Genomic DNA, 15,424 nt, shown 5'->3' on the forward strand with positions numbered 1-15,424 from the left:
TGAGCAGCAATCCCTGAGATCGTAACGACCATTTCGCCGGAGACCCGTCATGCGTACGAAGCAGCTTCCAGCCCGCTACTCCGACATCGCCCGCAAATCCCTGGCTTCGCTCTTGAGCGTGCTGCTTGCCCTGCAGCCCGTCTTGGCGCGTGCTCAAGAAGTTACAGCAGATGGCGCTGCAGCTGCGATCAATCGTCCGGGTGTCGGGGCCGCACCCAACGGTGTGTCGATGATCGATATCGTGACCCCGAATGCAAAAGGGCTGTCGCACAACAAATACAACAGCTTCAATGTGGGCGCCCAGGGCCTGATACTCAACAACTTCAATGGTGAGGTCGGCACCTCCAAGCTTGGTGGGGTGACTCCAGGCAATCCGAATCTGCAGGGCAGAAGCCCTGCTTCGGTGATCTTGAACGAGGTCACATCCACCAATCGCAGTTCGCTTCTCGGTCCAACCGAGGTATTCGGCGGCAAGGCGGACGTGATTATCGCCAATCCCAATGGTGTTACCTGCGATGGCTGCGGTTTCATCAACACACCGCGGGCCACGCTGACAACAGGCGCCCCTGACATTGATGCGGACGGGCAGTTGAACGGGTTCACCGTCAGGGGTGGCGACGTCACGTTCGGCTCTAAGGGCGCGAATGTCGCCTCGGGCGACGGTGCAGTCGACCTCTTCGACATCGTATCCCGCACCATAAAGGTCGATGGCCCCATTCATGGAAAAGATCTCCGTCTGACGGCGGGTGCGTCGAAGTTCAATTACGCGACCGGCGAGCACGCAGAACTCGAGGCGGTCTCGGGTACGCCGGACTATGCCATTGACGGTTCCGCGCTGGGAGCCATGCAGGCGAACCGCATCAAGATGGTGGTGACGGAAAAGGGTGCCGGTGTCCGCATGCGCGCCGATATGGCAGCCAATGCCGGGGAGTTATCGCTGTCGGCCGACGGCAAGATCTCCATCGGTGATGCGTCTGGTGCTCAAGGTATGGCTATCAAATCCGGGACGAGTGTGGAGGCGAAGAAGCTGTCTTCGAAGACGCATGTCGATGTGCGGGCGGATTCCGGAGTTACTCTCGAGACAGTTGCAGCCGATGGCGCCATCGACCTCGCCGGAGGCAATGGACTGCTGTCTGTCGCAGGAGATGTGTCAACGCTCGGTGCGATCCGGATCTCGTCCACAGGCGTTGCCGCGGGCAACCTCGATGCTGGCGATCTCATTGACCTCGCGAGTTCTTCTGGATCGGTGACCATCGGCGACACCAGAAGCCAAGGCCCCCTGACGATTGAAGCAACAGGTGGCTCTATCATCGCCACCTCACTCCTCAGTTACGACAATATCAGCCTGACGGCGGGCAGCAGCCTGAGCATAAGCGGGAATGTGACTGCTGCCGGGGCCATCGACGCCAGGGCCTCCACGATTGCAGCCAACGCGATCCTGTCCGGAGTGGATGTCGCCGCCACCGCTCGGTCCGCCTCCGATGTCGTGCTGGGAAGCGCCGGGGACCTGAAATTGGAGGCGACACATGGCTCAATCACAGCAACTGACGTGATGAGCGCCGGGGACGTAACTGCGGTCGCCAATCACGATCTCTCTTATCAGAGCCTACAGAGCAAGGCTGCAGCCGCATTATCCGCAATCCGGGGCACGATCAGCCTCGACAAAACAACGCGGGCGGGCGGCGATATCTCTGTCAGTGCAACTTCGATAGACCTCAGCCACGGCCGCAGCGGCATAGCGACATCTGGAACGCTTTCCATCTATGCGAACAGCGCCGACTTCTCTGGCAGCACGCTTACATTCGGCGGGCTCTCAGCCAATTTGACCGGCACAGCCGACCTCACTGATGCCAGGGTCAACACGGTTGCGAAGTCGGGCGGCACAGGGGACCTATCGATCGCGGCCTCGGCCGTCACGATATCGGGATCAAGCGCCTTGCTGGCCGAGCACAACCTAAATCTGACGCTTGGAGACCTCAGCAATGCAGGACAGATCGCTGCCAACAACGACCTCAATGTCTCCGTTTCCGGTAATCTCACCAACAGCCAGACGGGCCTGATTTATGCTGGCGGCGATGCCAGCATGTTTGTCGCTGGCAACCTCACCAACGATCAGGGCGCCATCATCGCTGGCGACAATCTTTTGATTGCAGGTGCAAGTGCAACTCAGCGCAACCATGCGCTCACCAATATTTCTGGTATGATCCGTTCTGGCGGTGATCTGTCGATCCTGACCAACAACCTGAGCAATCGACGCCTGATTGCACCAACTTCGGCGACAAAATCCGTCGGCTCCACCGTTGTTTCAGGTTTTCGCCTCAACCCCGATGTTGCAGGCAAACCATTTGCGCATCTCTTTCACGGAAAGAACGATGACGACTGGTGGCTTTATGAGGAGCTTGGTCTACCAAAACAATATCTGGCTGATTATTCGGATCAATTGTGGTCAGTTGCGTCTACCGCAGACGGCACGTTCTGGCGCGCAAACACATGGATCTCTTCGCCGGGACCAAGGAAATCGGCCGAGATCAGAGAATGGCTTTCAGACAACGCGCAGAGAGACGAGAATGGCGACCTCGTGCTCGATCCACACAATCCTTCGCAATTCTACCTCGTCCATGAGCAGGGAGGCTGGGACAGCAGCACAATCTATAGCTGGGACAGCAGCGCCAATATCAGCCAATCGACAACAGAAGACTATTTCACAGCGCCGCTTACGCGAGAAGCACTTATTCATGCGGGCTCCAATTTAACAATCGATGCGACCAACGCGATCAACTCCTTCAGCACAATCGAAGCTGTAGGTGACGCAACACTCAAAGGTAGCGTCCTAGCCAATGAGGGGATGAATCTAACTCGCACCACCCTTATCACTTGCAATGCGCAAAGTAGCTGTCAGGGCTATGACTCCGCCGGGAATCCGATCTATTCCAAAAGCATTGCGAAGGGCACTTCCATCATCAGCAAGCTGGAATCGGTCGGTAGCGTCGCCGCCATCATCCGGGCTGGCGGTGATCTCGACGCATCCGGCGTTGAAACGGTCAACAACAGCGTGGCAGCGGGTACGATCGCCGGCTCGATGAGTGTGGCTCAACCAACGGATTCCGCCGATCCAACTTCTGTACTGGGATCAATGACGGCGTCTTCCGCTTTGTTTTCGGTCGCTGGATCGACGGGGGCAGCACTGAAGGCGGCTTTGGCTGAGGCGCCGGTGAACCCGCAATCGGGCGGCATCGGGGGGAGCATTCCCGGCCAAGCATTTCTCTACGAGACACGCGCGGCCTATCTCGATGTCGGCGCGTTCTACGGCTCAAGTTACTTCCTGGGACGTATAGGCTTCCAGCCCGACCGCCAGGTTCCTTTCCTCGGCGATGCCTATTTCGAGAACCAGTATATTGACCAGCAACTGCGTCTGCTGAGTGCGCAGGGGCTCGGTTCACATGCGTTCGTGCCCGGCAGCGATGCCGTGGAGCAGGTCAAGATGCTCCTCGATCAGGGTGTCGAATTCGCCAAAAACCAGAACCTCGTGATGGGTCAGGTCCTGTCACCGGAACAGGTCGCAGCCCTGACCAAGCCTCTCGTCTGGTATGAGACGAAAGTCGTCAGCGGCATCGAGGTGCTCGTTCCGGTCGTCTATGTCCCTAGCACGGAAATGGCGCAGATCACGGCTTCCGGAGCCTTGATGGCAGGCGACAACGTCACCATCAACGGTGACCAGATCAGCAATTCGGGCACCATGCTTGCAAGGAACGATCTGTCGGTGTCCGGCAGATCGATTTCAGCGGATGGCGGCAGCTTCCAGGCAGGTGGCAATGTGTCTCTTGTATCGGCCGGCGCGCTGACGCTCGGAGCTCAGGCGCGGGATATTGAAGGGCAGACGGTTGTCATTGGTGCCTCAGTCGAGGCCGGGGGCAACGCAAGTCTATCGGCCGGCTCCGATCTTACCCTGAGAGGCGCGAGCGTTTCGGCTGGCGGCAATACGGCGCTCACGGGCCAGAACGTCACGCTCGATATCGCTAAAGCGGATAACGGCAGCCAGGAGAACGCAACGGGCAGTTCTGTTTCCGGTCGCAATCTGGCGATCTCGGCCAACGACAATATCAATGTCATCGGTAGCACAGCGACAGCCAATCAGGCACTCAGCCTGAACGCGGACAACGGCTCCGTCAACATCGCCTCTGCGGGCCTCAACCGTCAGACAAGCGACGGCTACACAACGACCACCTCGACAGAGCAGCAGCAATCGCAGCTCTCGGCCGGTACAGATGCGACTATCAAATCCGGAGACGATCTGCTGCTGGCCGGTTCCTCATTGAAGGCTGGCGGGAGCACGACGCTTGAGGCGGGCGGTGACGTCAACATCATCGCCACACAGGAACGAAAAGACGAAACATTCGGCAAGAACACCGCAGCGGCAACCACCCATACGCTGTCGGAGATTCAGGCCGGCGGATCGGTGTCGATTGCGGCGGGGTCAAACCTCAACATCATCGGTGGCGACGTATCCGCGGACGGCAAGGTCGCATTGAAGGCCGCCGACGACATCACGATCGCCGAAGTCAGAGACAGCGCATTCCGCGACATGTCCTGGAAGACGGGACGCGCCAAAGACCATGTCCGGATCGAGACAGAGACATCGGTGGGCTCTTCGATCTCTGGCGGTGATGGTGTTTCGACCGTCTCAGGCGGCGACACATTGGTGTCTGCATCGGGGATTGAGGCGGGCAGCGACGGGCACAGCGCTGACCTCTCCATGTCGACCGGTGGCGATCTGGTCATCGCATCCGGCAAGGATTCGACTGACATCGCGCGGGAATCCTCGAAGAAGGGCTTCCTGTCGAAGAGAAACTCGCAGTCCCATAGCTTTGACGAGACAACAATCGCCTCTGACCTCAGCGCTTCCGGCAACATAAAGCTGAATGCTGACGGCAACGCCGTCGTCGCAGGCTCGCAGGTCACGGCAGGCGGCAGCCTCTCGCTCGAAGGTGACAGTGTATCCGTCATCGGCGCCCAGGAGCAGCACCAGTTTGAAAGCAGCAGCAAGAAATCCGGTCTCTTCGCCGGTTCGGGCGCCGGTTTCATCTCACTCTGGGGCAAGGAGCAATCGAACAAGAACCAGGCCTCGGAACTGAATGCGGGCTCATCGCTGACGGCCGGTACCGATGTGACGCTTGAGGCCAGGCTTACAGACGTCAACGTGATGGGGTCGGCGGTAAAGGCCGGCCGGGATATCACCCTTGAGGCAGCTCGCGATGTAAACATCACGCCTGGTGCAGAAGCGAGTTCTGCTTTTGAACAGGAGAAGCGCTCGGGCTTTGGTATCTCTTACAGTTTCGGCAGTGGCGGCGCCTCTGTTGGTATCGGTGTCGGCAAGTCGGAGGACAGGACCGAGCAATCCTCGGATACCAATGCGGTGTCGGCCCTGTCCGCCGGCCGTGATCTCAGCATCAATGCCGGTCGGGACATCAATCTACAGGCAGCACAGGCATCCGCAGAGCGTGATCTGACCCTTGATGCAGTACGCGATGTCAATCTGCTCGCCGCCATGGACCAGTCCAACTACGCGTCCATGCACAAGGAGCTTTTTGCCGGGATAAGCTTGAATGTCAGCGGCGGCATTGTCGGCGCGGGCATGGATCTCGCGGAGGCCGCCTCCAAGCTCGATGGTGAAAACGGAAAATATGCCATCGCACCAGCCGCCCTGGCCGCCTACAAGGCTGCAAAGCTTGCCGGATCGGGCGCGAGCCTCACCCCGTCCGCCTCGCTTACGGTCGGGTTCAGCGCGAGCAAGCAAACGCAGTCGGGGTCCGCCACGGCACCCGTGGTCACCACGCTCCGCAGTGGCGGCTCAACGGCAATCCTTGCCGAAACCGGCGATATCACCGGAAACGGCGCACAGATTGCGGCTGGCTATGATGCAGCCGGCAAGCCGCTCGCCGATGGCAACATTCTCCTGTCCGCTGGCGACGAGATCAATCTCTCCAGTGCGATTGGCGGATCATCCGGCTCGTTCGATAGCAAGAGCATGGGTGCCAGCATCGGCATCGATCTTGGCACAGGTGGGCTGGTGGCCAATGGCAGCTATGCCAAGGGCCAGGGGGGGAATGAAGCCACCTACAACCTGAACAGCCATGTATCTGGAACCGGAACGGTGGTGCTCAACTCCGGGGAAGACACCAACCTCAAGGGCGCCGTCATTTCCGGAGAGACTGTCATCGCCAATGTCGGCGGCGATCTAAACATCGAGAGCCGTCAGGATACTGCCACCTACAAGGAGAAGAGTTTCGGAGCACAGGCCGGCCTTGGCGCTTCGGGTCTCTCGGGCGGCGTCAACCTCGGCACGATCGAGGGGGATTTCGCCAATGTGTCCGAACAGAGCGGCATCATCGCGGGTCAAGGCGGTTATCACGTCGCCGGCGGCGGCAATGTTGATCTCAAGGGCGGGGTCATCGCCTCCTCGGCTGACAAGGACAAAAACTCTCTTTCGGCAGAGAGCCTAACCTGGTCGAATGTCGAGAACCGCTCTTCGGCCTCGACGTCCAATCTCGGTCTCTCGGCTTCACTGCCAGGGTCCGGATCTGCCCCCAGCACAGCACCGCTTGGTGGCCTTGCCATCAGCCCGAGCGTAGGCGTTCCGGCCAAGGAGGACAGTTCGGGTTCTGCGCTGGCCACGCTCACGCCCGGCAATCTCAATCTCGCCAACCAGAGCCAGGATCTGGCTGCCCTCAACACGGATTTGTCCAAGGCCAACACCCAGGCCGAGATCTTCGACATCGACCGCTTGAAGGCCCGCCAGGAGAGTGCGGCCGCATTGTCGGAACTCTTGGACGGGCTCACCGGCGATCTCTCGGCAAAGCTCGGTTTTGCCGAGGGTTCTGCGGAAAAGACCGCGCTGCATGCAGCCGTCGGCGCCATCGTCGCCCAAATGGCCGGCGGAGATGTCGGATCGGGCGCGCTTGCCGGTGCGGTCTCGGAAATCGCCAACGGCCTCGTCCAGGACCTGCTGAAATCCAACCCTGATCTGACGGACGCGCAGAAGGCATCGCTCACCCAATGGGCAGCCGTCGCCGTCGGCGCTGCCGTCGGTGGGCAACTGGGTGCTGCAACTGCACTCGATAACGTCAACTATAACTATTTGAACCATCAGGATGCCGCTGCCCTGGCGGCGGCGCGGCGGGCTTGCGCCAGTGGTGATCAGGCGGCTTGCCAGACCGCAAGCGACCTCGAAGCAAAGGATGCAAAGCAGCAGGAGGACTATCTCGCCTGCCGCAGCACAGGTTTCGGGGCAGATGGATGCGGTGCCGTTCTCGCAGATGTCACGGCCGCCCTGTCCAGCTACAGCGGTATTGCGCCATTCACGCTATCGAATTCAGAGCGCCTGGCCATTCTCGATAGCAATGGCAATCTCGACCAGATCATAAAGATACTGGCTCCGTACGGCGCTGCCTCCTTGTCTGACGACAAGCAGCGAGAACTGGCAACACTTGTCAATCTGCTGACGGGCGATTTTACCGGGATTACGGCGACACCTGCGGCACTGCAAGAAATCGCCAGCGGCGACGTCACTTCATTTGCCCAGGTTTTGGCTCTCCTCACCCGCAATATGGCTCTCAAGGCCTTGGGCAAAGTGAAGGGGGATGCTGGGAGTTCTGCGGGCGCACCCGGTAATGCGGTGCCTGATGATTGGCGCCCGGTCAGCGGCGCTGGCGCTCAGGTCAACACTCCCACGGGATTTAAGTCATACGTGACCGCAGATGGGGACATCGCGCACGTATCCCCTGCAGGGCTCATCTACGGCTACGACAAATCGCTCGGTAATCGGATCGATCATGTACTGGGTCATACAGTAGAAAACCCTGACAAGTCTGTTCACACGGTGTTCAATGCGCAGGGTGCTGACGCCTTGGCGCTTGTGGACCAAGCTTGGTTAAAGCGCGGAGCTGCTCTTGCAAATGATCCTCGAAGCTATGTTATTCCGATGGGTAAGGTCGTTGGAACACAAGGCGAGACAAACATTAAGATTGTGGTTACGCAAGTCGGTGGCAACCAAGTCACAACGGCTTATCCCGTGCCGTAAGGAAGTGAAAAATGTCGCAGAAAAAATGGTGTCCTGTATGTGAACAAGGCTGGGTCATCCCTATGCGCGTGGTCAAAACTGGTCAGATAATCCAATGCTGCATGGAGTGTGAAGCTATCTGGCGAGACGATGTCGTAAATTTGGGTGGAGAGGGCTACAGCGAAAACTGGGAAGATGGAACTTTTTGGAGTCTTGTACCGTTTCTCGAAGCCCAAGGTTTGCGATATACACATGGCTCGATTGAGAACGTTCATCCTGAATACCTGTATCTCTGGCAACCAAATCAGTAAGGAAATCGCTTGTAGCTTGAGATAGTATCCGAAGGGCGGGGTGATCGCCTCTTCGGCGGAGAAAGAAAAGAACGCCCTTTCGGCCGAGAGCCTGCTCTGGTCCAACCTCGAGAACCGCTCTTCGGCTTCGACGTCCAATCTCGGTCTCTCGGCTTCACTGCCAGGGTCCGGATCTGCCCCCAGCACAGCACCGCTTGGTGGCCTTGCCATCAGCCGAGCGTCGGCGCTCCGGCCAAGGAGGACAGTTCGGGTTCTGCGCTGGCCACGCTCACGCCCGGCAATCTCAATCTCGCCAACCAGAGCCAGGATCTGGCTGCCCTCAACACGGATCTGTCCAAGGCCAATACCCAGGCCGAGATCTTCGACATCGACCGCTTGAAGGCCCGCCAGGAGAGTGCCGCCGCATTGTCGGAACTCTTGAACGGGCTCACCGGCGACATCTCGGCGAAGCTCGGTTTTGCCGAGGGCTCCCCGGAAAAGACCGCGCTGCATGCAGCCGTCGGCGCCATCGTCGCACAGATGGCCGGCGGAGATGTCGGATCGGGCGCGCTGGCAGGTGCGGTCTCGGAAATCGCCAACGGCCTCGTTCAGGACCTGTTGAAGGCCAACCCTGATCTGACGGACGCCCAGAAGGCATCGCTCACCCAATGGGCCGCCGTCACCGTCGGCGCGGCCGTCGGTGGCCAACTCGGTGCGGCGACCGCGCTCGATAATGTCAACCACAATTACCTGACACACGAGCAACTGGACAGACTTGCCGCCGAACTGAAGGGGTGTGCGTCGGAGCCGGACAGCGCCGCCTGCGAACAACGGGTATCGCAGCAGTATGAAGAGCTCGATTTCGCTCAGGAAAAGGCCTTCGAAGCGTGCCGCACCATGGCCTGTGCTGAGGAACATCTCAGCCAGATGCAATTCGACCAGAAGCGGCTTTACGCCCAGATCCTTGCGATACAAGAACTGGGCGCGGATTCGGCATTGGGTCAGCGGCTGCTAGCCAATCAGGTCAATGAGCGTCCCCTCACCGGCGACGGTTCCGTGCTGGATCACCGTATCACGGATGTGCTGGCCGGGATCTCCTATTGCGAGGCAAATGGTGGCTCAGAGGGATGCTTCGAGACCGGCCAGCGGGTGAAATTCTTCTCCGAGGCCGTCACCCTGGCTGCCTATACGGCGCTGGGCATCTCTAACCTCAACCGGGGCAACGGCTCCGTCAAACCCGGACAGGGCGAGACGGTTGACAGCGGGGTGCCGAATGCGCCAATTAGGAAAGACTGGCCGGAACTGATTGGCAGCCTGAGAGACGCCGGTGAAGCCGCACGTGCTGCTCTTAGGGGCGAAGGCCCCATCAATTACGGCATGGGGACTTTTAGCCGCGACCAAACTATGGCCATGGGGGAGGCTTGGGTTGGTCCGGGGTATCGTGTGACTTCACGCGGCTTCTATGAAAGTGCGGACGGATTGAGGCAGTTTAGACCTCCTGCAGCAAAACCAAACAGTCAATTCGCAACGACGGGAACGCAGGCAAATTTCGAGCAACGCCTAACCTCAAATGGAGCATGGGGCGCAAACGGCCATGTGAATGTCACTCCATGATTGCAGAAGTCAAATCTATCGAACTCATTGACTACGAAAACTGGATCTATTGGCCAGACGACATAGAGAAATTTTGCGTCGCAGCAGAAGCTATGATTGGACCTGTTGGAGAGGAGGGAGCTGATATCTTCAGCTTTGAGATATGCACGCCTAAATGGTTTGAGGAAGAGCGCAATGAGAAAGCAGCATTTGCTCGGGCAGTAGTGTTCCTTCGGACCTATGATGAACTTGCTGCGAAGACAATCATAAGGAAATTGGTAGACACGACTTCTGGGGACACATGGATAGAGATTGCTCAGAAACTTAATAGATATCTTCGATGGGAGTTCGAAGACTACAAAGCATGAGCTAGCGATTTCGATCCATATCTACGGCATTTCTGGCCGTACCGAAAAGGCGCATACAGAAACGGCGTTTCTCTGACCCTCGCGCGCCTCGAGCTCGAATATGGCAGGCCTTGAGGTCGCAGCCTTGCCGGTGGCGCCGGCATTACGATCCGCTCGGAGGCAGGCGGTGTCACGGTCCAGGCAAGTCGCATCGAAAGCGGCGGCGCAACCGAGATCATTGCCGAAAACGGCAAGGTCGCGCTTCTGACCGACACCGACCAGAGCTTCTTCCAGGACTTCAAGCGCGAGGAAGACCTGTTCTGGTGGAGCGAGCGCGATCAGGGCCGCGTTGAAGAGACGATCCGTAATGTCGAGATCGAGGCCCGTGGCGGGCTGACCATCGATGCCGGAAACGGCGTGGTCATCGAATACAAGGCCATCGGCGCGACCTCTCCGCGTCGTAGCTGTCGTCCGGGTCTGACGCGAGCAACGCACCGCTTGGTGGCCTTGCCGTAAGCCCAAGCATTGGCATTCCCTCGAAGGAAGGCAGTTCGGATTCGGCTCTTGCCACGCTTACCCCCGGCAATCTCAATCTCGCCAACCAGAGCCAGGATCTGGCTGCCCTCAATACGGATCTGTCCAAGGCCCATACCCAGGCCGAGATCTTCGACATCGACCGCTTGAAGGCCCGCCAGGAGAGTGCCGCCGCATTGTCGGAACTCCTGAACGGGCTGACCGGCGACATCTCGGCGAAGCTCGGTTTTGCCGAGGGTTCTCCGGAAAAGACCGCACTGCATGCAGCCGTCGGCGCCATCGTAGCCAAGATGGCCGGCGGAGATGTCGGATCGGGCGCACTGGCAGGTGCGGTCTCGGAGATCGCCAATGGCCTCGTTCAGGACCTGCTGAAGACCAACCCTGATCTGACGGACGCCCAGAAGGCATCGCTCACCCAATGGGCAGCGGTTGCCGTCGGCGCTGCCGTCGGTGGCCAACTCGGTGCTGCAACTGCGCTCGATAATGTCAATCATAACTACCTGACACACGAGCAACTGGACAGACTTGCTGCCGAATTGAAGGGTTGTGCGTCGGAGCCAGACAGCGCCGCCTGCGAACAAAGGGTATCGCAGCAGTATGAAGAGCTCGATTTCGCTCAGGAAAAGGCCTTCGAAGCGTGCCGCACCATGGCCTGTGCCGAAGAACATCTCAGCCAGATGCAATTCGACCAGAAGCGGCTTTACGCCCAGATCCTCGCCATTCAGGAACTGGGCGCGGATTCGGCACTGGGTCAGCGGCTGCTGGCCAATCAGGTCAATGAGCGTCCCCTCACCGGCGACGGCTCCGTGCTGGATCACCGCATCATGGATGTGCTGGCCGGGATCTCCTATTGCGAGGCAAATGGTGGTTCAGAGGGATGCTTCGAGACCGGCCAGCGGGTGAAATTCTTCTCCGAGGCCGTCACCCTGGCAGCCTATACGGCGCTGGGCATCTCTAACCTCAACCGGGGCAACGGCTCCGTCAAACCCGGTCAGGGCGACGCGGTTGACGGCGGCGCTGGAGGTCTGCCAAATAGTCAAATTGTACCTGGTGGAGGGCTTCAGGCTCATGAAGCGGCGGGTGGGCACCTTATTAGCCGTCATGTAGGGAAATCGGATGCAGACCTTAGCGCGCGGCTGAATGCTCAGCCAAGGATAAACGCTGCGTCTTCCTTCCCTGACCGAGCAACAGCTGAGCGTGCTGTTTCATCAGCTCTCAATGCGAATGCTGCTAACATTTCGCAGTTCTTGAACGGATCGGGAGGTCGGCTTGTCATTGACCACAACTTGGCAACTCCGATTGGACATGTAATGTCGCGAGGATCAACGACATCTACTCAATCGTCTAACATCCGCGTCGTTATTCAGCGAGATGCAAGCATGCCGACCGGTTATCGGATCATTACAGGGTTCCCAATTCCATGACGCAGAGATATCTGAATTTAGGACGACTATTGAGTGGCTATTTTAATCAGGATTGGGATTTTACGTGGGCAAGCGATGCGGAAGTGATCCTGGCTTTTCGTCGTGCAGAGCCTAGCACTCAAGTGGACGCCACAATAGTAGAGGTGGAGCAGTTGTTGAAGTCTAGCAGCGATGATCCATCGGCCGTGGACGAGATTTTGACGAGCCTAGGGTGCGAATACAATTATAATGCAGATGGCCTGACCAGCATTTCATGGTTGGAACGAATGAAATATTTGCTTTTATCCTCAGAGCATGATCTCCCTTCAACCTGAGGTGTGGGGCCTCCCGAGGCTGAGCGTGGACTGAAGTTGTCTGGCCACTCCCTGCGCCCCGGTCTTGGGCAGGGCAACTGGTTGTTGGATGGCACCTGCGGCATTCGGTTCCCTCAGCTAGAGATCTTGAACAATTGATCACTGGAAGGCCCGCCAGGAGAGTGCCGCCGCATTGTCGGAACTCTTGAACGGGCTCACCGGCGACATCTCGGCAAAGCTCGGTTTTGCCGAGGGCTCCCCGGAAAAGACCGCGCTGCATGCAGCCGTCGGCGCCATCGTCGCACAGATGGCCGGCGGAGATGTCGGATCGGGCGCGCTGGCAGGTGCGGTCTCGGAGATTGCCAATGGCATCGTTCAGGACCTGTTGAAGGCCAACCCTGACCTGACGGACGCCCAGAAGGCATCGCTCACCCAATGGGCAGCCGTCGCCGTCGGCGCTGCCGTGGGTGGCCAACTCGGTGCTGCGACCGCGCTCGATAATGTCAACTATAACTATCTGAACCATCAGGATGCCGCTGCCCTGGCGGCTGCGCGGCGGGCTTGCGCCAGTGGCGATCAGGCGGCGTGCCAGATCGCAAGCACGCTCGAAGCAAAGGATGCAAAGCAACAGGAGGACTATCTCGCCTGCCGCAGTACGGGTTTTGGCGCAGCTGGGTGTAATGCCGTTCTCGCGGATGTCACGGCCGCTCTTTCAAGCTACAGCGGCATCGCGCCCTTCACGCTGTCAGATTCAGAACGCCTGGCCATTCTCGATAGCAATGGCAATCTGGACCAGATCATAAAGATACTGGCTCCGCATGGCGCTGCCTCTCTGGCTGACGACAAGCAGCGAGAACTGGCAACACTTGTCAATCTGCTGACGGGCGATATTACCGGGATTACAGCGACACCGGCGGCACTGCAGGAAATCGCCAACGGTGACGTCACTTCGTTTGCCCAGGTGCTGGGTCTCCTCACACGCAATACGGCTCTTAAGGCCTTGGGCAAAGTGAAGGGGGATGCTGGCGGCAGTGGCGAGACGGTTGACGGAAATGCAGGCAGCCTGCCAAATGCGTCAAATAGCACCACAATAGGCGGCAAGACCTGCGTCTATAGCTGTGTTGTTGATGGGACGACCCGGTATTTGGGGATTACGGATGATGTGGCCCGAAGGGGACGTGAGCACTTTAACACGAAGGGTCTTCGCATTGAACAGATTGATGGCCTTGATGACCTTTCACGGTCTGATGCCCGAGCAGTTGAGCAAACACTGATCCACTACTACGGTCTTGGAAAAGATGGCGGAACACTGCTGAACAAAATCAATTCAATATCCCCCACCCGAAACACAACAGCATACGAGCAGTCTTTGATCCGAGGTAAAGAATTGCTCGACAGCGTTGATTACCAGTGGACAAACTAACTATGCTTAATCGCAAAACCGTCCAGATAGGAGACATATTTCAGATTTTAACGTCTGAAGGTGTTTGTTACGGACAAGTAACCCATACACATCCGAAGTGGAAATTTGTTGTCGCTATATTTCGAGAATTTTTCTCTAAAACTCCCGAGGACTTTAGATCTGTAGTTGCGAACGAGCCGCAATTTATTACTACATTCTTAATTCAGGATGGCGTGCGGCAGGGCTTTTTCTCTTTGATGGCAAATGTTGACGTCCCCGGCCACTTATCTCAGTTCCCTACTTTCAGATCTACAAACAACCTTAAAGGGGATGATACGATGTGGTTTTTTTGGTGCGGTGACAAGCAATGGAAAGTGCAGCGACCATTGACCGACGACGAGAAAAGATACCCACGGGGGCCATCGTTGCCCAGCGCTCCACTATTGATAGAGATGATTGAGAAAAACTACCGAGTCGAGCGTGATTATATTTGACAAACAAGTGTTGAATGAGGCTATGGACCAGACGTTGGCGTGATTGGCGGATCCGTTATAACGAACCAGAAGGAAATAACCTTCCACCGCCGGCACCCTGATCTGGTTAAACCTCGAAAACCACTCTTCGGCTTCGACTTCCAATCTCGGTCTTTCGGCTTCGTTGCCAGGGTCCGGATCTGCCGCCAGCACAACGCCGCTTGGCGACCTCGCCATCAGCCCTAGCGTTGGCATCCCCGCCAAGGAGGGCAGTTCGGGTTCGGCCCTTGCCACGCTGACACCGGGCAATCTCAATCTCGCCAACCAGGCCCAGGATCTGGCTGCCCTCAACACGGATCTGTCCAAGGCAAATACCCAGGCAGGGATCTTCGATATCGGCCGTTTGAAGGCCCGTCAGCAGAGTGCGGACGCACTATCGGAACTCTTGAACGGGCTCACCGGCGACATCTCGGCGAAGCTCGGTTTTACCGAGGGCTCTCCGAGCTACAGCGTTAATGGAAAAGACTTGACAAGCTCCATGATCGCCGGGCGTCAGATCGATCTTGCCATACCGAAGGGCACGACCGCAGCATAGTGGCAGCAATTGCAGCGGGCGATCGAATATGGCAACCAGCTGGGCGTTCCGATTAAGGTGACGGTGATAAAATGAGCAATGATATCGTCCAAGGACAGTAGCCACGAAGAAATCGGCGCTAATCTGCGTATTGCTCTCGACCGCTGCATTGGCTGACATTTGAACGATACGTTGTTATCTAGGAAAGCTTGACCCACCGCCAACGGGCTGCCGGCATGCCGAAGATGCGGTTCGACGGCAGCACCCTTGGGACCTCAAGGGCGAGGTGATCGCCTCCTCAGCGGATAAAGAAAAGAACTCCCTTTCGGCCGAGAGCCTGACCTGGTCCAACCTCGAGAACCACTGCCCTGTCGCGAGGTGCAATTCTGCACGTGGACTTAACGAGATGCAGAGGGCTTTTCTGGCTACCGAAACTCT

10 protein-coding genes are annotated in these 15,424 nt (G+C 58.0%); 9 read left to right on the plus strand and 1 reads right to left on the minus strand.

The annotated features are described in order from the left end of the window. Nucleotides 1-49: 49 nt before the first annotated feature. From ACSV9I_RS21415 to ACSV9I_RS21430, 4 genes are all read left to right on the plus strand, one after another. Nucleotides 50-8,077 carry a hemagglutinin repeat-containing protein gene (locus ACSV9I_RS21415; RefSeq protein WP_438330759.1) on the plus strand — a complete coding sequence of 2,676 codons (8,028 nt, stop codon included), beginning with the start codon at nt 50-52 and terminating at the stop codon, nt 8,075-8,077. 11 nt (nt 8,078-8,088) lie between these two features. After that, nucleotides 8,089-8,367: a hypothetical protein gene (locus tag ACSV9I_RS21420; RefSeq protein ID WP_438330760.1), complete on the plus strand. Its 279-nt coding sequence runs from the start codon at nt 8,089-8,091 to the stop codon at nt 8,365-8,367. Between the two features lie 405 nt (nt 8,368-8,772). Further along, the gene (locus ACSV9I_RS21425; protein ID WP_438330761.1) at nt 8,773-9,960 is read left to right on the plus strand and encodes a hypothetical protein; all 1,188 of its coding nucleotides are present in this window, start codon (nt 8,773-8,775) and stop codon (nt 9,958-9,960) included. Continuing rightward, nucleotides 9,957-10,307 carry an Imm8 family immunity protein gene (locus ACSV9I_RS21430; RefSeq protein WP_438330762.1) on the plus strand — a complete coding sequence of 117 codons (351 nt, stop codon included), beginning with the start codon at nt 9,957-9,959 and terminating at the stop codon, nt 10,305-10,307. The genes ACSV9I_RS21425 and ACSV9I_RS21430 overlap by 4 nt, the downstream gene beginning before the upstream one ends. Nucleotides 10,308-10,328: 21 nt before the next feature. On the opposite strand, the gene ACSV9I_RS21435 is transcribed toward ACSV9I_RS21430, so the two are convergent. Further along, nucleotides 10,329-10,781, minus strand: coding sequence for a hypothetical protein (locus ACSV9I_RS21435; RefSeq protein ID WP_438330763.1), 453 nt, complete (start codon nt 10,779-10,781; stop codon nt 10,329-10,331). Nucleotides 10,782-10,966: 185 nt separating this feature from the next. Between ACSV9I_RS21435 and ACSV9I_RS21440 the strand changes: the two genes are divergently transcribed. From ACSV9I_RS21440 to ACSV9I_RS21460, 5 genes are all read left to right on the plus strand, one after another. After that, nucleotides 10,967-12,244 carry an RNase A-like domain-containing protein gene (locus tag ACSV9I_RS21440; protein WP_438330764.1) on the plus strand — a complete coding sequence of 426 codons (1,278 nt, stop codon included), beginning with the start codon at nt 10,967-10,969 and terminating at the stop codon, nt 12,242-12,244. Further along, nucleotides 12,241-12,558, plus strand: a complete 318-nt coding sequence (locus ACSV9I_RS21445) for a contact-dependent growth inhibition system immunity protein (RefSeq protein ID WP_438330765.1) — start codon at nt 12,241-12,243, stop codon at nt 12,556-12,558. The genes ACSV9I_RS21440 and ACSV9I_RS21445 overlap by 4 nt, the downstream gene beginning before the upstream one ends. A 172-nt stretch (nt 12,559-12,730) precedes the next feature. Beyond that, nucleotides 12,731-13,960 (plus strand): GIY-YIG nuclease family protein, encoded by a 1,230-nt coding sequence (locus ACSV9I_RS21450; RefSeq protein WP_438330766.1) that lies wholly within the window; start codon nt 12,731-12,733, stop codon nt 13,958-13,960. A 2-nt stretch (nt 13,961-13,962) separates the two neighbouring features. Then, a complete protein-coding gene (locus ACSV9I_RS21455) occupies nt 13,963-14,433 on the plus strand; it encodes a hypothetical protein (protein ID WP_438330768.1) in 471 nt (156 codons plus the stop codon). A gap of 163 nt (nt 14,434-14,596) precedes the next feature. Next, complete coding sequence (locus ACSV9I_RS21460) at nt 14,597-15,007, plus strand: hypothetical protein (protein ID WP_438330769.1); 411 nt, start codon at nt 14,597-14,599, stop codon at nt 15,005-15,007. The last annotated feature ends 417 nt before the right edge of the window (nt 15,008-15,424 follow it).

The organism is Rhizobium sp. G187 (assembly GCF_051549525.1).
GTDB lineage: Bacteria > Pseudomonadota > Alphaproteobacteria > Rhizobiales > Rhizobiaceae > Allorhizobium.